General features: G+C 38.4%; 21 protein-coding genes and 1 pseudogene. 8 read left to right on the forward strand and 14 right to left on the reverse strand.

The annotated features are described in order from the left end of the window. Positions 1-7: 7 nt before the first annotated feature. Complete coding sequence (locus CDG55_RS10395; RefSeq protein ID WP_087536389.1) at positions 8-478, reverse strand: YaiI/YqxD family protein; 471 nt, start codon at positions 476-478, stop codon at positions 8-10. A 221-nt stretch (positions 479-699) separates the two neighbouring features. On the opposite strand from CDG55_RS10395, the gene CDG55_RS10400 reads away from it, so the two are divergent. Continuing rightward, positions 700-1,638: a hypothetical protein gene (locus CDG55_RS10400; protein ID WP_087536388.1), complete on the forward strand. Its 939-nt coding sequence runs from the start codon at positions 700-702 to the stop codon at positions 1,636-1,638. Positions 1,639-1,674: 36 nt separating this feature from the next. Beyond that, positions 1,675-1,818: a hypothetical protein gene (locus CDG55_RS15345; protein ID WP_171287519.1), complete on the forward strand. Its 144-nt coding sequence runs from the start codon at positions 1,675-1,677 to the stop codon at positions 1,816-1,818. 72 nt (positions 1,819-1,890) lie between these two features. On the opposite strand, the gene serC is transcribed toward CDG55_RS15345, so the two are convergent. Beyond that, the gene (gene serC, locus CDG55_RS10405) at positions 1,891-2,970 is read right to left on the reverse strand and encodes a 3-phosphoserine/phosphohydroxythreonine transaminase (protein WP_046739427.1); all 1,080 of its coding nucleotides are present in this window, start codon (positions 2,968-2,970) and stop codon (positions 1,891-1,893) included. Positions 2,971-3,319: 349 nt separating this feature from the next. On the opposite strand from serC, the gene CDG55_RS10410 reads away from it, so the two are divergent. Genes CDG55_RS10410 through CDG55_RS10425 form a run of 4 tightly spaced genes read left to right on the forward strand, consistent with a single transcriptional unit; the run spans position 3,320 to position 8,235 of the window. Beyond that, on the forward strand, positions 3,320-4,816 hold the full coding sequence (locus tag CDG55_RS10410) for a TolC family protein (protein ID WP_087536387.1): 1,497 nt from the start codon (positions 3,320-3,322) through the stop codon (positions 4,814-4,816). A 12-nt stretch (positions 4,817-4,828) separates the two neighbouring features. After that, positions 4,829-5,992 carry an HlyD family secretion protein gene (locus CDG55_RS10415; protein WP_087536386.1) on the forward strand — a complete coding sequence of 388 codons (1,164 nt, stop codon included), beginning with the start codon at positions 4,829-4,831 and terminating at the stop codon, positions 5,990-5,992. A 3-nt stretch (positions 5,993-5,995) separates the two neighbouring features. After that, positions 5,996-7,126 carry an ABC transporter permease gene (locus CDG55_RS10420; protein WP_087536385.1) on the forward strand — a complete coding sequence of 377 codons (1,131 nt, stop codon included), beginning with the start codon at positions 5,996-5,998 and terminating at the stop codon, positions 7,124-7,126. Continuing rightward, complete coding sequence (locus tag CDG55_RS10425) at positions 7,123-8,235, forward strand: ABC transporter permease (protein ID WP_087536384.1); 1,113 nt, start codon at positions 7,123-7,125, stop codon at positions 8,233-8,235. The genes CDG55_RS10420 and CDG55_RS10425 overlap by 4 nt, the downstream gene beginning before the upstream one ends. Before the next feature lie 24 nt (positions 8,236-8,259). Here CDG55_RS10425 and gyrA read toward each other — a convergent pair whose 3' ends face one another. The 6 genes and pseudogenes from gyrA to xerA all read right to left on the reverse strand — a co-directional run bounded on the left by gyrA (position 8,260) and on the right by xerA (position 15,535). Beyond that, entirely contained in the window at positions 8,260-11,004 is a 2,745-nt protein-coding gene (gyrA, locus tag CDG55_RS10430) for a DNA gyrase subunit A (protein ID WP_087536383.1), read from the reverse strand. Between the two features lie 297 nt (positions 11,005-11,301). Then, positions 11,302-11,817 (reverse strand): annotated as a pseudogene (locus tag CDG55_RS10435) (DinB family protein). 82 nt (positions 11,818-11,899) lie between these two features. After that, a complete protein-coding gene (locus tag CDG55_RS10440) occupies positions 11,900-12,832 on the reverse strand; it encodes an electron transfer flavoprotein subunit alpha/FixB family protein (protein ID WP_087536382.1) in 933 nt (310 codons plus the stop codon). 17 nt (positions 12,833-12,849) lie between these two features. Then, positions 12,850-13,599, reverse strand: a complete 750-nt coding sequence (locus tag CDG55_RS10445; protein ID WP_005161342.1) for an electron transfer flavoprotein subunit beta/FixA family protein — start codon at positions 13,597-13,599, stop codon at positions 12,850-12,852. 471 nt (positions 13,600-14,070) lie between these two features. Next, the gene (locus CDG55_RS10450; RefSeq protein ID WP_087536381.1) at positions 14,071-14,652 is read right to left on the reverse strand and encodes an HD domain-containing protein; all 582 of its coding nucleotides are present in this window, start codon (positions 14,650-14,652) and stop codon (positions 14,071-14,073) included. Next, positions 14,645-15,535 (reverse strand): site-specific tyrosine recombinase/integron integrase, encoded by an 891-nt coding sequence (gene xerA, locus CDG55_RS10455; protein ID WP_162620868.1) that lies wholly within the window; start codon positions 15,533-15,535, stop codon positions 14,645-14,647. Before xerA ends, CDG55_RS10450 begins: the two co-directional genes overlap by 8 nt. 160 nt (positions 15,536-15,695) lie before the next feature. Here xerA and CDG55_RS10460 point away from each other — a divergent pair, with 160 nt between their 5' ends. Further along, positions 15,696-16,310: a LysE family translocator gene (locus tag CDG55_RS10460; protein WP_087536379.1), complete on the forward strand. Its 615-nt coding sequence runs from the start codon at positions 15,696-15,698 to the stop codon at positions 16,308-16,310. Positions 16,311-16,368: 58 nt separating this feature from the next. On the opposite strand, the gene CDG55_RS10465 is transcribed toward CDG55_RS10460, so the two are convergent. The 6 genes from CDG55_RS10465 to CDG55_RS10490 form a co-directional block, all read right to left on the reverse strand. Beyond that, on the reverse strand, positions 16,369-16,971 hold the full coding sequence (locus tag CDG55_RS10465) for an alpha/beta fold hydrolase (RefSeq protein WP_087536378.1): 603 nt from the start codon (positions 16,969-16,971) through the stop codon (positions 16,369-16,371). 71 nt (positions 16,972-17,042) lie between these two features. Continuing rightward, complete coding sequence (gene dapF, locus CDG55_RS10470; protein ID WP_087536377.1) at positions 17,043-17,897, reverse strand: diaminopimelate epimerase; 855 nt, start codon at positions 17,895-17,897, stop codon at positions 17,043-17,045. Positions 17,898-17,903: 6 nt separating this feature from the next. Further along, positions 17,904-19,154, reverse strand: a complete 1,251-nt coding sequence (lysA, locus tag CDG55_RS10475) for a diaminopimelate decarboxylase (RefSeq protein WP_087536376.1) — start codon at positions 19,152-19,154, stop codon at positions 17,904-17,906. 22 nt (positions 19,155-19,176) lie between these two features. Next, the gene (lptM, locus tag CDG55_RS10480; protein ID WP_004661075.1) at positions 19,177-19,404 is read right to left on the reverse strand and encodes an LPS translocon maturation chaperone LptM; all 228 of its coding nucleotides are present in this window, start codon (positions 19,402-19,404) and stop codon (positions 19,177-19,179) included. Positions 19,405-19,547: 143 nt separating this feature from the next. Then, positions 19,548-20,960: an amino acid permease gene (locus tag CDG55_RS10485; RefSeq protein ID WP_087536375.1), complete on the reverse strand. Its 1,413-nt coding sequence runs from the start codon at positions 20,958-20,960 to the stop codon at positions 19,548-19,550. Between the two features lie 310 nt (positions 20,961-21,270). Continuing rightward, positions 21,271-22,764, reverse strand: a complete 1,494-nt coding sequence (locus tag CDG55_RS10490; RefSeq protein WP_087536374.1) for an alanine/glycine:cation symporter family protein — start codon at positions 22,762-22,764, stop codon at positions 21,271-21,273. 351 nt (positions 22,765-23,115) lie between these two features. On the opposite strand from CDG55_RS10490, the gene radA reads away from it, so the two are divergent. Beyond that, entirely contained in the window at positions 23,116-24,507 is a 1,392-nt protein-coding gene (gene radA, locus CDG55_RS10495) for a DNA repair protein RadA (RefSeq protein WP_087536373.1), read from the forward strand. Positions 24,508-24,525: the final 18 nt, after the last annotated feature.

Consider the following 24,525-nt stretch of genomic DNA (forward strand, 5'->3'; position numbering starts at 1 on the left):
ATTTAGCTCAAGAAGCGGTTTTGCGTTTTTGTTTGAAAATAGTTTGATCTAAAGAGCTTGAGAATTCACGTTTAACACGTTCAGAAATAGGTGGTGGACCACCTGTTTGGACACCAGCTCCACGCAAAGTATCCATAAAATCACGTAAATGCAGGCGTGCTTTAACATTTGCAACCGTATAAATTTCACCTCTAGGATGAATTGCAATGCCGCCTTTTTCAATTACTTGTGCAGCAAGCGGAATATCTTGTGTAATGACAATATCATTTTCATGCATACGCTCAATGATTTCTTTGTCTGCTTGATCTGCCCCACTCATCACCTGAATCGAATTAATCCGTAGAGATGGCGTAATCCCAACATTCTGATTAGCGACAAAGGTAACTTCTAACTGATAACGATCAGACGCACGTAAAATCACTTCACGTAAAATTTTAGGTAAAGCATCCGCATCTACCCATAATTTAAATGGCAGCACGTTGGCACAAGCTCATAAAAATAAAAATATAGTGTAGCAGATTACGGTAAAAGTAGAGTTAGCATCATTAGAATAATTGCTGCTATCCATTTCATTGATTAGATTTGAGATCAAAAACAGAAATTTGAATTAATTTTTAATGAATTACATATCCAGACTTGAAAAATGGATGTTACCCTCGATTTAATAGAATAAGTTCAATCTTTTTAGCATCACGCTTTATGAAAAATCAAAACAGTCCTGAAACTATTAAAATTCAAGATCAAAATTTCGGCAATCATGTTGAGCATTGGAACCTATTGACTGATACACCCGAAACAGATGTTCCCAAATGGTTAGGATTGGCACTTGATGCTCCAGTGATGCCTATGGGTTTATGTGAAGATGAACAAGATATGGATCAATCATTTTGGTTGATTCAAGGGCCAAAGGGTCAGTCTATTTCAATCAATCAAATTATTGCGGTTGAAAATCAAAAACCACGCGCATTAAAAACAGCATTCCCAAGTTTTGAAAGCCCATATAAATATGATGCCCAAATTGAGCGTATTATTACTTGTAATTCTGCGACTCAAGCAGTATTACGTCTGAGTTTAAATAAAAATACGGTTATTTATGCATTTGATAATTTATTCAGTGTTAATCACTGCCAATATGATCAAAATCAAACTTATCAAGTTCAATTTAATGCTTGGGCATATGAATTAGAAGCAGTTGCTGAAAATGAAAAAATCATTGTTGATGACCCTGCATCGATTAAACATCATCGTGCTTTAAATGCTATTTTGGCTGAACATAATGGTGTTGCACCAGAAAACTTACAAGAGCTGATTAACGACTGGCAACCACAAACACCTGAAGATCACGAACCTGTGACCGTTGATTTTTCTAAAATGGTGGCATATTTGTATGGTGAAACATTAGGTCAAGAAGATGAAGCTTGGTTCCAAGGCAATATCGTGGGCAAAACAACCATGCAATTTATGCAAGATGAATATACGCTGTATGATGTGACTTTAGTTTTAGAAGATGATTTACCTGCAATTTTAATTCGAATTGCAACAAAAAATGATTTGTATAAAAACTTTAACATTGGCGAATATATTCGCGGCAACCTATGGATTCAGGCGAATATTTATGCTAAAACTGCACTAAAGTGACAAAAAATCACACAAATGGCATTTTTAGGCGTTCTAATGAAAATTATACCAGAACAGACAACCACCAGTTTGATTCATTCGAGTGATCAAGGTCTTAAACTTGATATTGGTGCTTTTTGCTTTTTTTTACTTGGTATGTTTTTAGCAGCACTCTTTTTTCATCAAATCGGCTTATTTTAATTTTTAGATTTAAATTGTGTTAATAAAAAAGCCCTCATTCATGAGGGCTTTATTTTATGGATGATAAATTGCTTAACCGTGACGTTTTGCAAACTCGTCCATGAAATTAACCAATGCTTGTACCCCTTCTAAAGGCACAGCATTGTAAATACTTGCACGCATACCGCCCACAGAGCGATGACCTGCTAAGTTAAGCAAATGGCTTTGCTCAGCTTCTTTCAAGAAGGTTTTTTCAAGTGCTTCATCTGCAAGTGTGAATGGTACATTCATGATTGAACGATTTGGAATTGCGATTGGATTATTATAAAAATCACTAGAATCAATATATCCATAAAGCAATTTTGCTTTTTCTTGGTTTACTTTATACATTGCGTCTACACCGCCTTGTTCAAGTAACCATTCAAATACTAAACCAGACAAATACCAAGCATAAGTTGCAGGCGTATTTACCATTGAATCATTTTTTGCCTGATCTGAATATTTCAAAATGCTTGGAATTTCAGGTTTTGCTTGATCTAATAAATCATCACGCACAATAACGATCGTTAAACCTGCTGGGCCAATATTCTTTTGTGCCCCAGCATAAATTAAACCGAATTTACTTACATCTAATGGTGCAGACAAAATGCTTGAAGAAAAGTCACATACCAACGGCGCATTAACGTCTGGTACACCTGCAAATTGTAGACCACCAATCGTTTCATTATCCGCATAGTGCACATAAGCCGCATCGTTTGAAAGATTCCAAGTACTTTGCTCAGTAATGGCGTGTTTTCCATCAATGAGCGTACCCGCTTCAATGACATTGATGTCCCCATAACGTTTTGCTTCTTTCAACGCTTTTTCAGACCAAATACCAGTATGAATATAATCAGCTTTCGCATTCTTGCCGAGCAAGTTTAAAGGAATTGCTGAAAATTGAAGCGATGCCCCACCTTGTAAGAACAATACTTTATAGTTCTCAGGAATGTTCATGAGCTTACGCAAATCTGCTTCAGCTTTTTCCGCGACAGCAACATAGTCACTACTACGATGACTCATTTCCATGATCGACAAACCTTTACCTTGCCAATCCAACATTTCTTGTTGAGCTTTCTCTAAAACGGCAGTAGGTAATGCAGCAGGACCAGCGCAGAAATTATAAGCACGCATGAGTTTTCCCTTGTCAAAGTGAAACAAATTGAAATGGGGATTTAATCATAGATTAGCTAAGGTTGCAGCAGCTTATCGAGTAAATATTTAAATTTAATTGAAAATAATGGGGAATTTTCCAATCATGTTTTTGCACCCCATTTTATGGATTTACTCATTTTCAGCAGAATATTTCCATCATCAGAAAAACAGGATTTGGCCGTGCGGACACTAGACTAAAAACTCTATTTTTTACAAATTCAATACACCAATTGAAGTGATATAACTATTTAATTAAAAACATAATATTTCAATTTTATAAAAATAATTTAGACTAACGCAGGATATTATTAAATTGCGACATCAGATCATGTTGAAACGGCATCATCGACCGAATTTTAAGGTCAAACGGTTTCCAAGGCAGTTGAGTTTGAGTATGAGCTTGATCAGTTGTGCTCTGTTCTCCATGCCTGTATTTGCCCAAACCCTGAGCTATGGTGAAGCTGAACAATATGTCGTGCAAAATGCGTATAGTTCTCAAGCGCAACAAGCCTTACAGCAAGCATCGCAATTAGAAATGGAAGCTGTTAAAAATTTAGGCTTACCAAGAATTGATTTAAATGCTCGAGCCTATGCATTTCATAGTGAAACGAGCGTGCCTCTTGAATCAAGTAAACGTCGTTTAGAAAATTCATTAACAAATGGTTTCGATGAAAAATTATCTCAATGGCAAAATGTATTACCTCCAGAAGTCATCGATCAGGTCAGCCAAGGTTTTGATCAAGTTGTTAGCGATGGTTTAAATAAAGTTCCAAATAACTTAGATGTCACTGTTGAAGATCATGATGTTCGTACTTCAGTTTCAATGGTTATGCCGCTATATACAGGTGGAAAAATTAATAGCGCTAAACAAATCGCCACCATTCAAGCAAAACGCTCAAATATTAGTGAAAAACAACAGCAAGATACACAACGTTTCGAAATGATTCAGGCTTATTTCAATGTGCAATTACAACAACAATTAGCCAAGTCAGCGTTGTTTAATTTGAATGCGATGCAAGAACATTATAACAATGCGCTAAAACTTGAAAAACAAGGTTTTATTAACAAGGGACAGCGTATGCAATTTGAAGTTGCACGCAATAATGCTGAACGTACTTACCAAAATGCACAGTCTAATTTAAAAGCGAGCGAATTTATTTTACAGAATCTATTACAAACCAAAGAAAGTGTCAGTCTAAGTACCCCACTTTTTGTGAATTTAACTCAGAATCATTCTTTGGATAAATTGCTTGCAAATTATGATCAGAACTCAAGTTTGATTAAAAAACTACAAATAGATACTGAATTGGCCAATGAAAATGTGAAAGTTCAACAAGCCTCTAAAAAACCAAGTGTTTTTGCTTTTGGAGAATACGGCTTAGATAGCAAAGAAAATTGGATTGTTGGTGTGATGGCAAAATACAATTTATTCTCAGGTATAGACAATAATAAAAATATCCGTGCAGCAGAGCTCAAAAAATATGCAGCAGAGCTTATGACTGAACGGACAAAACAAGAAGTCGAAAATGTTTTATACAAATCTTATAGTGAATTAAATTCTTCGCAAAATAGCCATCAATTACTTACCCAGAATACCAAAGCAGCTCAAGAAAATTTAAGAATCCAACAACTTTCATTTAAAGAAGGTATGGGTACTGCAACGCAAGTGATTGACGCACAAAATGCTTTAAGTACTTTAAAAACTGAAATGGCACTCAACTCGTATAAATATATTTTATCTTTGGCCACCTTATTACAAAGCTATGGTTCTATTGATGAATTTAAGCTTTACGTTAATCAACCACGTACTGACTATATACGCTAATTGGAGAAATTTATGAGCCAGAATCCATCATCATCCAATTCAGAACGTGATACAGATCAACTCAATCAAACAACAGATGCTCAAACAAAAGAAACAGCATCTGAACCAGTTTCTCTAATTGAACATACAGAAAAAGTAGAAACTGAAACAGCACCTTTGAATAAAAAAATTCCACCGAATAAATCATCTAAAAATGGAAAACTCAAACTTATTGGGTTAATTATCCTTATTTTAATATTCGGTTTAATTGCATTTGGTCTATGGAAAGCTTATCAACCTCAGACCATTGAATTACAAGGTCGCGTTGAAGCAGAAACAGTACATATCAGCACCAAAGTTCCAAGCCGTATTGAAGAATTTTACGTCACTGATGGACAACCCGTCAAAAAAGGACAGGCTTTGGTTCGTTTTGTTAGTCCAGAGTTAGAGGCAAAGAAAGAGCAAGCACAAGCAGCTTTACAAAGTGCTACAGCATTTCATTCAACCGTATATCGTGGTGCTCAGCAAGAGAATATCGAAACCTTATACGCCAACTGGCAAGCAATGAAAACCCAAGCTGATTTGGCAGCAACCACTTATAAACGTGGTGAAAATTTATTTCAACAAGGTGTCATTTCTCGTCAACGCCGTGATGAAATGTTAGCCGCCCAAACTTCGGCACGTGAAACTGCTGAAGCAGCTTATCAACAGTACGCACGCGCTAAACGAGGCAGTACGGAGCAACAAAAATCAACTGCTGATGCACAAGTAGCTATGGCTCAAGCAGCGGTAAAAGAAGCCAATGCTTTAACCGAAGAGACCAAACTGTATTCACCGACTGATGGTACTGTTTCTAAAACTTACGGTAAACCAACTGAGTTAGTCGCGACAGGCATCCCTGTAGTAAGCATTCTTGAAGACCATGATTTATGGGTAAGTTTGAATGTCCGTGAAGACATGTATAGCTCAATTTATAAAACCAAAACTCTGGAAGGTTTTATTCCTGCACTCAACCGTAAAGCAAATTTTAAAGTGAAAAAAATTGATGCCGAAGGTGATTTTGCAACGATTAAGACAACAAGACAAACTGGCGGTTATGATATTCGTAGTTTCAAATTTCATTTAGTACCAGAACAAACCATTCCAGACCTAAAAGTCGGTATGAGTGTTTTATTTAACATTGCAGAGGCAAAATAACCGATGTTTGCAGTAATGCTTCGGGAGTTGCGCTATTTAAAACGCCATAAAGCTGATTTTTTTATGGCGATCATTGCCCCTTTGTTGGTGATTCTTCTTTTTGGCAATATGTTTGCATCGGGTAAAGCTGAGCATTTACCTATCGTTGTGATTGATCAAGATCAAAGTGAAATGAGCCGTAAAGTCATTCATGCACTGAGTATCAATCATACTTTACAAGTAAAAACCATCACCACTAGCCAAGATGAAGCCGAACAGCTTATTAATAAAACCGAAGCATGGGGATTCGTTTTAATCCCCGATGGTGCAGAACAAAGATTAGTACAAGCACAAGATGCACAAATCAGTATTGCCTACAATCAATCTTTTTTTAGTATTGGGAATACCATTTCCTCTGCAATGCTGATCAGCACATTAAACGGTATGGCAGATTATACGGGACAGAGTTACTTATCAAATGTAATCCCCTACTTGGATGTTCCCACACCAAATATTAAGATTTCTACGCTATATAATCCTAATATGAGCTATGAACTGTTTCTGGAACCATTCATGGTGCCTGCGGTGCTACATCTACTGCTTTGCTGTTGTGTGGCTTTTGCCATTGGACAGGAATTTAAAAGGAAAACCCTGAATGAATGGGTTGACTCAAAACACATTATTTCTAGCCTATTAGGTAAAATTCTGACCTATGTCTTTATTTTTTGTGCGTGGACATGGTGCTGGATGTTTTGGCTAGCACATATTCGTGGCTACTTTATTGCAGGCTCGCTCAGCCTAATTTTGCTTGCACAATTTTTACTTTATTTTTCTTATGCTGTCATCAGCAGTACTGTTGTATTAGCCACAAAAGATCTACCTAAAACCTTTGGTTTTATTGCACTTTACGGTGGATCATCACCTAGTTTCTCGGGAATTACCCTCCCCCTGAATAATGCACCAGCATTTACTCAATTTTGGTCAATGATTATTCCGTATACGCCTTATGCGAAACTACAAACTGAGCAATGGGTGATCGGTAGCGATATTTCCGTATCTCTCATTCCTTTTGGTATTTTAGTTATTTTCTCTGCTCTTTATCTAGGTTTAAGTATTCGTTTATTGAAGAAAAATATTCAGGAGCAAAATCAATGAAATCATTTTGCTTCTATTACATCCAAACGTTTAAAAATATTGTTGCAAATAGTTCTGTATTTACCACATTGATTGCGGCTGTAATCATGTATAGTTTTTTCTATCCTACTGCTTATAAAGCTCAGTCGGCAGCAGATATCCCAATTGTGATTGTTGACCAAGAACAAAGTATTTTAACCTCAAAAATTATTAGTCAAGCTGCTAATAGTCCACATATTCGAATCACAACAGTTACCGATAATTTCTTGGAGGCTGAGAAGCTCGTAAAAAATCAGAAAGCTGAAGGCATTTTACTTTTACCCGAAAATCTTACCAATAGTTTGAAACGCGGCGAAATGGGTGGAATCGGTCTTTACCTAAGTACAGCCTATTTCATTCGAACCAAAGAAGTGGGAATTGGTCTAGCGACTTCAATTGAAGCGAGTTTACAAGAATATTTAGAAAAATTTGGCAAAGCTTCTTCATTTCATCCTGAGATATCAATTCATCAGATTCCTCTATTTAATACATTATCTGGCTATGGCAGCTATATTTTTCCTGCTGTATCTAGTCTTATTATTCATCAAACCATATTACTCGGGCTCGCAATGTTGATTGCGAGCTATAGAGAAAAAGGTTGGGTTGCCAACCGATCAGAGTTTTTTGCGATTTTTGCTGCAATATTAACCATCGGATGTTTAGGTTGTCTCTATTTATTCGGTTTCACCTTTTGGTTATATGAATATCCGCATGGGGGTAATTTCTGGGGAATGCTATTCGCTGTTCCGATTTATGTAAGTTGTATTATTGGTTTAGCAATGCTTGTTGGCTCAATGGTGGATATGCCTGAACGAGTTGGGCATTTGATTGTGGTGACTTCAGTGCCTTTGTTTCTATTAACAGGAACAGCATGGCCACATCAAGCTATGCCTGAATGGATGCAGTGGTTTGCATGGATATTACCCTCTACCAATGGGGTACAAATGTTTGTGCAGCTCAATCAGATGGGTGTACCCACTGCCATTGTTGTGCCAAAACTGATTTATCTTGCGACGGTAGCTGCAATCTTACTGGCACTTTCTTATTATCGGTTAGTGATGATGAAATCAATAAAAAAGGAAGCAGATTAGCTTCCTTTTTTATGAATAAGATATTTACGCTTCTGGCGTATCATCTTTTGGTTCTGCTGCAACGTCTTCAGAAGTTACTGCTTCAGCCTCAGTCACTTCAGTTTCAGTATTTATCACTGCTTCTGTCGCTTCCAACACTTCGTCATCTTCAACAGCTTCAATTGACACCACACCTACCAGAGTTTCAGCATCGCTTAAGCGAATTAAACGAACACCCTGTGCATTACGACCTGTGGTTGCAACCTCAGCCGCACGGGTACGCACTAGTGTGCCTCCATCAGAAATCAGCATCAGTTCCTTGCTTTCATCAATAGATACAGCACCAACCAGCTCACCATTACGTTCGCTGGTCTTGATGGCAATCACACCTTTACCACCACGTTTCTTGGTTGGGAAGTCATCTACAGGTGTACGTTTACCATAACCGTTTGCACAAGCACACAGTACTTCACCCGTTTCAGGTACAACCACAAGTGAAACAATACGACTGACAACATTCGAATCTGATGAATCATCATTGTCATCGCTATCATCATTTTCGACTTCAGCATCCTCAGATTCAATGGTATTGCTTGCAAAACTCACACGCATACCACGCACGCCTTTTGCAGTACGCCCCATCGCGCGAACATCTGTTTCAGCAAAACGAATTGCCTTCCCTTCGTTCGAGAACAACATGATCTGCTGATTACCATCGGTAATTGCAACACCGATTAAAGTATCTTCTTCGTTCAACTCAATCGCACGTAAACCATTAGAACGAACATTGCTAAATTGTGCTAATTCAACACGTTTAACCGTACCTGATGCTGTTGCCATGAATACATAGTGATTTTCAGGGAATTCAGTCAACGGTAAGATTGCAGTCACGGTTTCATTTGCATCCAATGGAAGCAAATTAATAATTGGACGACCTTTTGCACCACGTGAAGCTTGCGGAACCTCAAACACTCTCAAGCGATAAACTTTACCAACATTGGTAAAACATAAAACTGTTGCATGGTTTGATGCCACAATTAAATGTTGAATAATATCATCATCTTTCATTGAAGTTGCAGACTTACCACGACCACCACGACGTTGCGCTTGATAGTCAGAAAGTGGTTGAGTTTTCGCATAACCTGTTTGAGAAACAGTCAATACCACTTGTTCTTCTGGGATCAAATCTTCACGGCAGAAATCAACGCCTGATTCAACAATTTCAGTACGACGCCCATCACCATATTGTTGCAAGATTAAAGCAAGCTCTTCACGGATCACATTCATCAATAAATTAAAATCATTGAGAATTGCTGTTAATTCAGCGATTTGACCTAAGATTTCAGAATATTCTGCATGTAACTTGTCTTGTTCGAGACCCGTTAAACGATGCAAACGCAATTCCAGAATTGCGGCAACCTGTGTTGGAGATAAACGATAAATATCACCTGACAAGCCAAATGGACATGAAGGATCTTCGCCTTCAATCTCATCAGGACGAACAGAAATCGCGCCTGCTTTTTCAAGTAGTGCAACCACACCACCGCCTGCCCACTCACCTACCTGTAGACGCTCACGTGCTTCAGCGGGGTTAGCAGAAGTTTTAATGGTTTCAATAATGGCATCAATATTTGCCAAGGCAACCGTTAAACCCTCTAAGATATGCCCACGCTCACGTGCTTTACGCAATTCGAACATGGTACGGCGAGTCACAACTTCTTGGCGATGACGAATAAATGCCGCAATAATATCTTTCAGGTTCATCAACTTAGGCTGACCGTTGTCTAAGCAAACCATGTTGATGCTGAACGAGTTTTGAAGTTGGGTATGCAGGAATAAGTTATTCACTGCAACTTCTGCATTTTCACCACGCTTCAAGTCGATCGCGATACGCATACCGTCTTTATCAGACTCATCACGCAGTTCAGAAATACCTTCAAGTTTCTTTTCTTTGACTAACTCAGCAATACGCTCAATGGTTTTTGCTTTATTAACTTGGTAAGGAATCTCAGTAAAGACAATCGTAGTACGACCCGTTTTTTGGTCTTCTTCAAAGTGATACTTACCACGAATATGTAAACGACCTTTACCCGTACGGTAAGCATCTACAATGCCTGACTTACCGTAAATAATACCGCCTGTAGGGAAATCTGGACCAGTCACATGCTCCATCAAACCTTCAATAGAAATATTCGGGTTATTGGCGTAGGCTAAACATGCATTCACGACTTCTGTCATGTTATGTGGTGCCATATTGGTCGCCATACCTACCGCAATACCTGTCGTACCATTAATCAAAAGATTTGGAATACGTGTCGGCATGACTTGAGGAATACGCTCAGAACCGTCGTAGTTATCTTCCCAATCAACAGTATCTTTTTCTAAGTCTGCTAAGATTTCATGGGTCAACTTTTGCATACGAACTTCGGTATAACGCATTGCTGCTGCGCTATCCCCATCGACCGAACCGAAGTTACCCTGACCATCAACTAACATGTAACGCAAACTGAAGTCTTGCGCCATACGAACGATTGTTTCATATACTGCGATGTCACCATGAGGGTGATATTTACCGATCACGTCCCCGACAACACGAGCAGACTTTTTGTATGCTTTGTTATAATCATTGCCCAATTCATGCATTGCAAACAACACACGACGGTGAACAGGTTTAAGACCGTCTCTCACATCTGGCAATGCACGAGATACAATTACGCTCATCGCGTAATCTAGATATGAATGCTTGAGTTCGTCCTCAATGGCAATCGGTCTAATTTCCGATACGCTCATGCATACTCCTTGTTTACAAGTAGATGGCTCTACTTGTTTTTATGTATTCAATCTTGCAAAAAATTAGTTCAGAAAATTGAACTAAAATTAAAAAATATAGCGAAAAATTATAGCATAAATGACAGGTTAACTGGGAGTTTGCTAATCTGAAAATAGCATTTTTTTACAATAAAAAATTTATTAGAATTAATAAGTTAAAAATCTAGTTTTCCATTTTTTAGTGAATAGAATAAAAGATTACTTTTTAATCAAAATAAAGGCATTTTTAATAAAATATTCAATCCAGTTTTTTTAAAATCAGCGGTATAAATAGGCACATTCTCTTTGAAAGAAAATTAAGTCTAGCTCCAAGGACTTTGCTGTTAGCTCAAAGATCATGCTGTGCATTTGACCTCGATGATGCGTTTGATGGTTAAATAGGTGTGCCAATATTTCAATCAAAGGCTCAATATAAATTTGACCTCGACGGACATAACTAATGGTTTGATGGAATGAAACTTCATCATGTTCATGAATAAAATTTATCAGACTTTGATCATGTTCAATTCAAGCATTCTCTAATTGGGCGAGTTGATTATAAAGAATTTCATCCAAAGTATACGTTGATGCAACAACACCTTTGATACGCTCAAACCAAAGTATCTCTCCTACCAACACATGATTTGCCGTTCGCATAAGGGATTTAAAATAAACTTTACAATCTTGATTTAATTGCTCCTCTGTTAAGCCGATGAGCGTAGAAAATAACTTTTGATTTGCCCACTGATTATAATGAGCCAGCATCAGAAAATAGGTCTTAAAAGTACAATTCATCGGCAATGCTCTCATTTATTTATTCTTATTTTTAACATAAAAAAACGCCCCTTTCGGAGCGTTTCAAACTTAATTCAGAGAATTAAAGTTTAGATACCAATTCTGGTACAACAGTGTTCAAATCGCCCACTAACCAGTAGTCAGCAACGCTGTTGATTGGCGCTTCTTCGTCTTTGTTGATTGCAACAATAACTTTAGAATCTTTCATACCCGCTAAGTGCTGAATCGCACCAGAGATACCGATTGCCAAGTAAAGATCTGGCGCAACGATTTTACCAGTTTGACCAACTTGGAAGTCGTTTGGTACGAAACCAGCATCTACCGCAGCACGTGAAGCACCTTGAGCAGCACCAAGCTTATCAGCTAATGGGTCAAGTACTTTATGGTAGTTCTCACCAGAACCTACACCACGACCACCAGAAACAACGATACGCGCAGCAGTTAATTCTGGACGATCAAGTTTCACGATTTCTTCGCTTACAAACTTAGAAATACCAGCATCTTTCGCTTCAGCAACAGCTTCAACTGCAGCAGAACCGCCTTCAGCAGCTGCAGCATCAAATGCTGTACCACGAACTGTACCAACGATGATTGCTTCGTCAGATTGAACAGTTGCGATTGCGTTACCTGCATAGATAGGACGCTTGAAAGTATTTGCAGATTCTACAGAAATGATATCTGAGATCATGCTTACATCAAGAAGTGCAGCAACACGTGGAAGAATGTTCTTACCCGTTGTTGTAGATGCAGCTAATACGTATTTGTAACCTTTCGCTAAATCCGCAACTAGGCCAGCAACGTTTTCAGCCAATTGGTTCGCATAAGCAGCATTGTCAGCAAGTAATACTTTGCTCACACCAGCAACTTTAGCAGCAGCATCAGCAACTGCTTGAGCGCCAGAACCAGCTACTAATACAGTAATATCACCACCGATTTTTTGAGCTGCCGCAACAACGTTTAAAGTTGCACCGTTAAGTGACTGGTTGTTGTGATCAGCGATAACTAAAATACTCATGATTTTATCCTTCTGTATTAGATCACTTTCGCTTCATTTTTCAATTTTTCAACAAGTTCGTCTACAGACTTAACTTGTACGCCAGCTTTACGTTCAGCAGGTGCTTCAACTTTAACTGTTTTAAGTTTAGTACCAGTTGCAACGCCGTAGTCAGCAGGAGACTTAGTATCAAGCGGTTTTTTACGCGCTTTCATGATGTTTGGAAGAGCAGCATAACGTGGCTCATTCAAACGTAAGTCAGTTGTGATGATTGCTGGAAGACCAAGCTCAACAGTTTGTAAACCGCCATCAACTTCACGAGTAACTTGTACTTTACCGCCGTCAACTTTAACTTCAGATGCAAAAGTACCTTGACCAGCACCAAGTAAAGCACCAAGCATTTGACCTACTTGGTTAGAGTCATCATCAATTGCTTGTTTACCAAGAAGAATTAGTTCTGGTTTTTCAGCATCAACAACGCCTTTTAAAATTTTAGCAACTTCTAAAGCGCCAATTTCATCAGTAGTTTCAACTAAGATACCACGGTCAGCACCTAAAGCCATTGCAGAACGAATTTGTTCTTGCGCGTCTTTAGAACCCACTGAAACAACAACGATTTCTGAAATCGTTCCTTTTTCTTTTAAGCGAACCGCTTCTTCGACTGCGATTTCACAGAATGGGTTAATTGACATCTTAACGTTAGTAAGGTCAACCCCAGTATTGTCCGGCTTAACACGAACTTTAACGTTGGCATCAACCACACGTTTTACAGCGACAAGAGCCTTCATGTAATCCTCGGCTGTTCTAAGCAAGTAAATGTAGTGAAGAGCATTCTAACTCTTCGATCGAAACTTTTTAGGTGCCCTATCTTGCAATGTATTTGGCATTTCGGTCAAGTCACAATTTTCGCTATGACTGTAAAAAAGATGAAATGCTCAGTTCACTAATTTTGGCAGGTTATTCAGCATATAAATATTATTATACTTTCAGCACTTATATTAGAGTTTGATTTAGCTAATATTTTATATAATTCAACCACCTAAAATGGTTATATAAAAACACGTACAAAAGATCTGTAACCGATCATTTCTGATAAATCTTAATCCAATTTACATTTTGCAAAAACTTGGCAATAAAGTAAGAATGTTTGTTCAATAAATTGCGAATACAAATAAAAAAACAGTCGGTTATTAAACATTCAAGTTTGCAACATCATGTATTGTTTATGATCTAATTTTACTCAAAAAAGAATACCGCAATTACCATTTAAACATTGGTAATGGACTCCATGGCTTATGCAAAAAACGTTTAAACCCAAGAAACATCAAATTCTTATGAAAACCACAATTCGGATATTGTTGCGTTAAATATTTAAAAGTTTGAAAGGGAATATTTGAACGTAATAATCCTAATGAAAAATCGGCATAATCAGCCTTTCTAAAATGCTCAACTAAAGGATATTGATCACATTCGGTAGTTGTTAGCTTGTGATGCTCCGTAATCATTAAAGTTAGTTCATTTTGCCAATCAGATAGTTGATTGATTTCAAGATATTGCCTCATCTGCTGCACAGAGGGTTGAATGTAATCAATCGTTTTTGCTGTCCAAATACCAATATCATGAAAGGCAACAGCAATTGCAATTTTATCACGGGTTTGTTGGCACTCATCTTGGGCTAGGATTAAACAACAAACAGCCACACGCTTACAATGATTCAAATAACCTTGATAGTCTGCACCTATTATTGTTTGATATTGAAATAAAATCTTCTCAATATAATTCGCACACTGAATAAATACTTCATTATCCAACGATAAAGCTGTTTCTTGTTGTTCACTCATTTTTTTGTGCTCGCGGATGGGCTTGATCATAGACTTTTGCTAATTGATCAAAATCAACATGGGTATAAATTTGGGTCGTTGATAAATTACTGTGTCCTAACATCTCCTGAACTGAGCGTAAATCACCGCTTGCTGAAAGCATATGGCTGGCAAAACAATGGCGTAATAAATGCGGATGTACATCGACATTAACACCTGCTCTTTGTGCTTGCAATTTAACGCGATTTTCAATTTGACGAGGTTGTAATGTATTTCCTCGTTGTGAGATGAAAACTGCTGATTCGGCAGTAAAATTTCCTTGCCAAATTCGGTAAACTTTAAGCCATTCAATCAAGCCTTGTTTTGCCTTGCTTCCAAACGGCACAACTCTCGTTTTATTGCCTTTACCCGTTATACGCAACAATTGTCGATTAAAATCAATATCCTTAATCTTTAACCCTTGTAATTCGGCTAAGCGCAATCCACTGGAATAAAGAAGTTCAAGCATTGCTTTATCACGTAGCCATAATTGTTGTTCGATCGGCTTCTCGGGCGCTGCCTGATCTAGAATCTGATTCACTGTTTCAATATCAATCATCCCCGGCAAAGGACGCGGCTGGCGCTTTAATCGAAAGTCTTCAGATGGATTTTGTTGTAAATACTGACCTTGCTCAGCCCACTTCATAAACTGACGAATTGATGTTAAATGGCGTTGCAGACTACTCGAACTCAATTGATCTTGCTCAACTCGTGCAGCCAAGTATTCTCTTAAATCAGATGCTTCGACATCTTCCAATCGTAGCTTTTTGTATTCACAAAAATTTAAAAAATCGGTTAAATCACGTTGATATGCTGCAATCGTATGTTCCGATTGATTTTGAATAATGCGTTCTTTTAACCACATGGAAAGAAGTTTTATAGGAGTTTCCAAATTTCTCTCCATCTTGGAATATCGACCAACTTGTATTTTAACAAATTTTCTTCTGATTTATCTTTAAACAAATCTCGAAGTATATATAGCTGTGTAATACCATATATTTCAAGTTTTTTGTAGCGCCATCACCATGTCAATGTTGCTTATCCCCTATCTCATTGCAATCTCAATTCTTACGATTACTCCTGGTCTAGATACAACACTCATCATCCGTACCGCAACACTTGAAGGTAAAATGAAAGCATTTCAAGCAGCTTTAGGAATTAATCTAGGTTGTATTGTGTGGGGAGTGATCGTGGCCTGTGGCTTAGGTGCATTGTTGATGACTTCGGATCTTGCTTTTAATGCTTTGAAATGGATAGGGGCAATTTACCTGACATGGTTAGGACTCAATCTCCTTTTAAAACCTCGTAGCCAACTTGCGAGTTTAAATAGTTCAGCAGTGACAAGGCAAAATTGGTTTATGAAAGGTTTTTGGGGAAATTTACTCAATCCCAAAGTCGGTATTTTCTATATTTCCTTTTTGCCACAGTTTATTCCACAGTCTGCATCTCCAGTAATTTGGACCATGAGTCTTGTGATGATACATGTCGTAATCGGATTGATCTGGTCAATTTTTCTAATTGCTGCGATGCAGTCCATTTCCGCTTATTTAAAGCAACCTAAATTTATTCGATATATGGATCGCGTCACAGGAAGTATTTTTATCTTGTTTGCACTGAAACTAGCATTGAGTAAGCGATAAGTCATAAAAAAAAGCGTGCTGGTATCACAGCACGCTTTTTATACGTTTTAATCATGGTCTAAATCATTTTTAAATAGGCATTTATTTGTATTGCCACTTCATCTGCATCCTGCTTTGCCAGCCCATGATCACCACCCTCGACAATATAAAGTTTTGATTTTTTAAGTATCTGATTTAAATATTGCCCAACTTCGATTGGGCTAACTGAATCTTGATCGCCCCAAATGAGTAATGTTTCTACCTCTATCGTAGATAGAAATTCCTCATAATCGACCTTTGTCGTCACAAACCAATCAGGGGATTCCAAATATTCCTGTCGATAAAGCTGACGCCAATCTTGCACCTGAAATCGATCTAAATTGATTCCACCTGAAGTTGCAATCAATACAAGACCTTTAACCAAATCAGTTTTCTGTAAGGCCGCAGCAATTGCAAAAATCCCACCCATGGATTGAGCGATGAGAATAGAAGGTTGCTCAATCTGTGCAACGACATAATTGCTCAGATCATCAAAATTGTTAATCTCTGGATCAGTTGCCACACCATGAAAGCCTGGATAATGAATTATTTGTTTGGTGTAGGCTTCTGGAAGTTTGGCAACTAAAGGATTCCAAAATTGAGTATTTCCAGACGCACCTGCAAGAAAAACTAAATGATTCATTGTTATCCTTTGAAATTATAATTTTCTCTTCATGTAGACACTCCATTTAGGAATGTCTACTGATTCCAAGATTAACCTTGGAAATATCGTAAATCCAATCGCGCATCGTAGACATGCGTGGTTGGACCTGTCATCCAAACCACATCACCTTCACGCCAAGCGATATGCAACTTACCACCTGCAAGCTGAACTTCAACTTCATTGGCAAGTAAACCACGGCGCATACCACTAACCGCTGCTGCACAAGCCCCTGTACCACAGGCTAAAGTCTCGCCGACACCACGTTCAAACACACGTAAACGAATATGCTTTTCATCAATGATCTGCATAAATCCAGCATTCACCCGTGAAGGGAACCGTGTATGTGATTCTACTTGTGGGCCAATACGCTCAACATCAGCAGTTAATACATCAGGTACGATAGTCACAGCATGAGGATTCCCCATGTTCACAACATCAATATTGATACTTTGATTGTTTGCAAGTTCTAATGCGTATAAGCCTTCAATATCTTCATGTTCTTGGGTAAGAAATGGAATTTCTTTTGGAAGAAATTTTGGTGGTCCCATATTTACACGCACCCACCCATTGGCACCCAATTCAGGCTCAACAATACCCGCTTTAGTTTGTACACGAATTTTAGTTTTGGTCGTCAGTTGACGCTCATGTACAAAGCGAGCGAAACAACGTACACCATTACCACATTGTTCTACTTCCGAACCATCAGCATTAAAAATTCGATATTTAAAATCAACATCAGGAAAATCAGGTGGTTCAACAATCAACAGTTGATCAAAACCCACACCAAAATGACGATCGGCTAAGCGCTGAATAGTGATAGTATCTAAATAAGCACGCTGGGTAATCAGGTCTACAACCATAAAATCATTGCCCAAACCATGCATTTTGGTAAATTCTAAATACATCTCAATTTACTCCTCAGGCAATAAACGTTCTTTTTCCCAAAGTGATTCTATGCTTTCACGCTCACGAATTACATAGGCTTGATCACCACTCACCATAACTTCGGCAGCACGACCACGCGTGTTGTAGTTCGAGCTCATTACAAAACCGTAGGCACCTGCACCTAATACAGCAAGGACATCATTTTCTTGAAGTGCTAAATCACGCTCTTTACCCAAGAAATCACCTGTTTCACAGATTGCACCAACTAAATCCCAAGTTTTAACTTCAACATCAGGATTTGGATTGACTGACTGAATATCCATCCACGCTTCATATAAAGCTGGGCGAATTAAGTCATTCATCGCTGCATCGATAATGGCAAAGTTACGATGATTCGTCGGCTTGAGTAAATCCACCTTGGTGAGTAATGCACCTGCATTGGCAGAAATACTACGTCCTGGTTCCATATACACTTTGAGACCGAGCTTTTCTAAAGCTGGACGCATTGAATTAGCATACTCTTCAACACTTGGCGGAGTTTCATCTTTATAACAAACGCCTAGACCACCACCAATATCAATATGTTTGAGGTTGATGCCCAGACCTTTCAACTGTTCAATCATCACAATGACCCGATCAAGCGCATCAACAAAAGGCTTGGTTTCTGTCAATTGCGAACCGATGTGGCAGTCAATACCGACAATCTCAAGATTTGGTAATGACGCCGCATATTGATAAGTCTCATTGACCGTATCACTTGGAATACCAAACTTGTTTTCTTTCAAACCTGTTGAGATATAGGGATGAGTTTTCGCATCGACATCTGGGTTTACACGTAATGAAATCGGGGCTTTTTTTTCTAATTTTGCGGCTACTTTTTGGATCCGATCAAGTTCAGCATGAGATTCAACATTGAAACATGCAATACCTACGGTCAAAGCCTTTTCAATGTCAGCTTCAGATTTACCTAAACCAGAAAATACAATTTTTGAAGGTTCACCACCTGCTGCGAGAACACGTGCTAGTTCCCCACCCGTCACAATATCAAAACCTGCACCAAGTTTTGCTAATACATTCAGAACAGCGATATTTGAGTTTGACTTCACTGCAAAACAGATTTGATGATCAATAAAATCAAAAGCACGATGCATATCTAAATAATGCTTCTCAAATGTAGATTTTGAGTAAACATATAAAGGCGTGCCAAATTGCTGTGCGAGCTGATCTAATGAACATTGCTCAGCATGCAATACTCCATTAATGCGAGTGAAACTCATGAAGATGTCCTTATTTACAAACTTAAGGTGAGGTTGTCTGTGATACTGTTGAAGATGTTGCTGCTTGGTTTTCAGCTTTCACATCATCAGATGACGTTTTAGCCTGAGACGTTTCATTTTTATAAAGCAGGTATTTTGCACGTTTGTCATGATTGATATCAGAAGGTAATTGCAATGCCCCTGACTGACCACATGCAGTAAGTACCACACTACTGAATAATAAACCGATCGAACAAATGACTTGACGCATCTGAGCACCTAACTTTTACAATTCGGAGCAGTATAACGTGATCATCAGATTGGCTAAAGTCTAAACTTGAAGGAATAAAACAATATCCATAAAAAAACGCCGACTTAGATGCCGACGTTCTTGTTCATTACTTCTTCAACTGCTTACTTCTTTTTATTTAAGAAATAACCAATTGCCAAAATAACAAACCAGATTGGGCTAACTTTAAGTGACTCTAAAGTGGTTTCGTCCAAAGCAAGGAAATAAATCGTTGCAAGGAAGAATAAAATAACCACCCAACAAGTAAACACGCCACCAGGAAGTTTAAAGGTTGATTGTGCATGTAACTCAGGACGGTTTTTGCGGTAGTTAATGTAACTCCACATAATCACAATCCACACACAGATAAACAGGATGGTTGATAAAGTGGTTGCTAGAGTAAACGCTGTCACTTCATCATTGGTTCCCGTCTGTACTTTATAAATGAACTGTACAAATGCACCAATAAAGATACAGATTGATGAGAAAACCAATGCTTTTGAAGGAACGGCAGATTTAGACAATTTACCAAATAATTTTGGTGCTTGCTTATGAGTTGATAAACCAAATAGCATACGACTAGTCGAAAATACACCACTATTCATTGATGACATCACTGAAGATAACACCACCAAATTCATAATAATCGCCGCAGAAGCAATACCTGCTTGTGAGAAGATGTTTACGAATGGGCTGACTTTGGGGTTAATTTGATCCCAAGGTGTTACACACATCACCACGAACAATGCCAATACATAGAAAATAATGATACGAATTGGAATTGAGTTAATCGCTTTCGGTAAGTTACGTTGTGGATCTTGTGTTTCAGCAGCGGTTGTACCGACCAGCTCTACACCGACAAAGGCGAAAATTGCAATTTGGAAGCCCGCGAGGAAGCCATCTAACCCTTTAGGGAACATACCACCATGTGTCCACAAGTTGCTAATACTCGCCGTTGTACCCGCAGCATTAGTGAACCCCGTAAAGATCATCCACAAACCAACCGCAATTAAGACAATAATTGCTGTGATTTTAACCATTGCAAACCAGAATTCCATTTCACCGAATAATTTTACGGTGACAAGGTTCAACCCAAGTACAAATAGAATCGCAACAGAACTAATCAACAATCCGCCCAATGGAGTAAATGACTCACCCCCATTGAAAAATTCAAGATAGTAAATAATGGCTGATAGGTCGGCAATACCAATCGTGACCCAACATAGCCAATACGTCCATCCAACAAAATAACCCGCCCAAGGACCGATTAAATCAGTGGATAAATCAATAAAAGATTTATACTTTAAATTCGATAAGAGTAATTCACCTAAAGCACGCATGACGAAAAACACCATGATACCGATCAAGCCATAAATGAATAAAATAGATGGTCCAGCTAAACTAATGGTTTTGCCTGACCCCATAAACAATCCCGTTCCGATTGCTCCACCAATTGCAATCAGTTGAAGATGTCGATTAGATAGACTACGGTGAAGCTCACTTTGCTCGTTGGCCTCACCTAAATTTTGATTCGACATTTTTACAAAAACTCTCAAGTATTTTTCGTTTGTTAGCTAATGCTCAAATCAAAATGACAATTCGCACCATTTAATGGCATCTTCTTGCATTGTAAATTGCTTTGATGATGTTTTAGCTAGCCAATTTTCTGTCTGTACAACTCAACATTTCAAGTTAAATACAAATGGATCTGATCATACGCACAAGGATGTACCAACTCAATGCACTTTTTTGACTCTATATTTTTCAATAGCTTAAAAATTAGGCAATAAAAAGCAGCCTCTTAAGGCTGCCTTTATATCTAGATATTTACTTTAATTTATTATGATATTAGTTTTGTTTATTCTTAATACGATCTTCCCAAAAGGTGGCGTTACGAATACCAAGTTTTACTGGATCAAAAGTAAACTCTTTAACACCTGCTTTTTGCTGCTGTTCATAATCTCTCAACGCTTTAATCGTTGGTTTCCAAATGAAGTAAGTGACAATAATACCAATGATATTAATCCAAGCCATTAAACCTACACCGATATCTCCAATTCCCCAAATATAACCTGTTGCACTGATTACACCATATGAAACAGAAAGAATGATGAAGCATTTGGTGATAAATAATAAAGATGGAGTTTTAGTAATATAACTTAAATAAGTAATATTGGTTTCAGCAATATAGTAATACGCAACAATCGTTGTAAATGCGAAGAAGAATACAGCTAATGCAACAAAGATTTGTCCAAAACCACCAAATACTGTACTTACTGCCATTTGAGTAAACGCAGGAGAGCCAATTTCAGCCGTGGCGGCAACATTTTGTACAATAAATTGACCTGCTTCTAGAGTACCTTGAACATTGTACATTCCAGTAATAAGAATCATAAATGCAGTAGCAGAGCAAACAAATAAAGTATCGATATAAATTGAGAATGCTTGTACTAAACCTTGTTGAGCAGGATGCTCTACCTCAGCTGCGGCAGCGGCATGTGGTCCTGTACCCTGACCTGCTTCGTTAGAATACACGCCACGTTTTACTCCCCAACCAATTGCAGCACCCAGACCTGCCATAGGAGAAAAGGCATCAGCGAAAATTAAGGAAATCACACCAGGTAACTTATCGATATTGATAAAGACAATAATTAATGCCATTACAATATAGCCAGCCGCCATAAACGGCACTACAAATTCAGCGAATTTTGCAATACGTTTGATACCACCAAAAATGATGACTGCAAGTAGTGTTACAATCACAACTAAAGCGAGTAGTTTATAAGTGCCGACATTTCCAAAAACAATTGCACCTTCACCTGTGATTTGTGTGAAAGCATTACCTACTGCATTTGCTTGAATACCGGGTAAAAACAAACCACATGAAATGATCGCGGCAATCGCAAATAAAATACCCAACCAACGCTGACCTAGTCCTTTATCAAAATAAAAAGCGGGTCCACCACGATATTGTCCTTGATATTCAACTTTATAAATTTGACCTAAGGTTGATTCAACATAAGCAGTACTCGCTCCTAAAAATGCAACAAGCCACATCCAGAAGACCGCACCTGGCCCACCAAAACCAATTGCTGCTGCTACACCTGCAATATTACCTACACCAACACGACCTGAGAGTGAAACAGCGAGTGCTTGAAACGAAGAAATACCTTGTGCCGATGAGCCTCCTTTAATGAGGAGGCTTATCATATCTTTGATCTGACGAACTTGAACAAACCTTGTTAGGAAGGAGAAAAATAAACCTGCACCTAAACATAAATAGATCAGAGCTTTGCTCCAAATAATACCATTTATCCAATCAACAATTTCTGCTGCACTCATAAACATCAACCTTTTGTATAATTTAAAAATATATCAATTGATACATTTTCATTTTTCTGAGCACCAGCAATATTTATGCCATTCAATATAATTCTTATGACAACAAATGAGCAAATGCTCAAAGACCTTCCGTGGAAAAAGTGAATTTAAAGAATTTCCGACTCAAAAACCGACTATATCTTACTTGTAAAAGTCTTATATCGTGTTATTTTTCTGAGCACTTCCCTTTAACCAGTCAATTACGAAAACACCGTTTAATCTTAATTCCTTATCAAGAAAATGAACGATATTGATCTTTTCCGTAATTACTCTACTTTTTAACTAATTTATCGCAAATTTTCAATTTTATATATGGCAAAAATTAAAACTGTTTATCGATGTGAACAATGTGGTGCAGATCATTCTAAATGGGCTGGTCAATGTTCTGAGTGTGGCGAATGGAATAGCCTAGTAGAAGTTCGACTGGAACCAACAGTTAGTCATAGAGCTCAGCCTAAAATGGGCGGTGGTTATGCTGGTCAAAGTGCTAATATCACAACCCTTAATCAAATCTCAATTTCACATGAAACTCGTCTGCAAACAGGGATCAGTGAATTCGATCGTGTACTCGGTGGCGGTTTGGTTACAGGCTCTGTTGTATTGATTGGTGGTGATCCTGGTATTGGTAAATCAACAATTTTATTGCAAACCGCAACTCACATGGCTAGTAAGAAAAGTTCAGCTCTTTATGTCACAGGTGAAGAATCACTTTCACAAGTTGCCTTACGTGCTCAACGTTTAGATCTGCCTACAGACCAACTCAGAGTTATGGCTGAAACTTGCGTGGAACGTATTTGTGAAGTTCTCGCGCAAGAGCGTCCTGCTGTGGCCATTCTTGACTCAATTCAAACCCTATATACAGAAACTCTGCAATCTGCTCCAGGTGGAGTTTCACAAATCCGTGAGTCTGCTGCCTTACTTACTCGTTTTGCTAAAAATAGCGGAACAGCGTTATTTATCGTGGGGCATGTAACTAAAGAAGGTGCTTTAGCTGGACCACGTGTGCTTGAACATATGGTGGATTGCGTACTGTATTTCGAAGGTCAGTCGGATTCTCGATATCGTATGATTCGTGCAGTCAAGAACCGTTTCGGAGCAGTGAATGAACTTGGTGTCTTTGCCATGACCGACAAAGGACTTCGGGAAGTTGCCAATCCATCTGCAATTTTTCTCAGTCGTTATGATGAAGCGATTCCGGGTTCAATTGTCATGATCAGCCGTGAAGGAACGCGCCCTCTCCTAGTCGAAGTTCAAGCCTTAGTTGATGATGCACACGGGCAACCACGTCGAGTGGCACTTGGCTTAGAACAAAACCGTTTGAATATGTTACTTGCAGTGATGCATCGTCATGGTGGTGTACAAACCTCAGGACAAGATGTTTATGTCAATGTAGTAGGTGGTTTAAAGATTACCGAGACTGGCTCTGATCTTGCGGTTTTATTGGCTTGTGCATCAAGTTTAAGAGGTAAAGCCCTGCCACAACAATTGGCAGTTTTTGGTGAGGTTGGACTATCTGGTGAGATTCGTCCTGTACCGAATGGTCAAGAAAGATTAAAAGAAGCGACCAAGCATGGCTTTAAATATATCATTTTACCAAGAGCTAATGCACCGCAAAAAACTATTGATGGCGTTCAAATCATTGCCGTTGCACGCTTACATGAAGCTCTCACTGAAGCAATGCAATTGAGTGAAGAGTTGACATAAAAAAACATACTTTTTTAG

Source organism: Acinetobacter sp. WCHA45, assembly GCF_002165255.2.
Taxonomy (GTDB): domain Bacteria; phylum Pseudomonadota; class Gammaproteobacteria; order Pseudomonadales; family Moraxellaceae; genus Acinetobacter.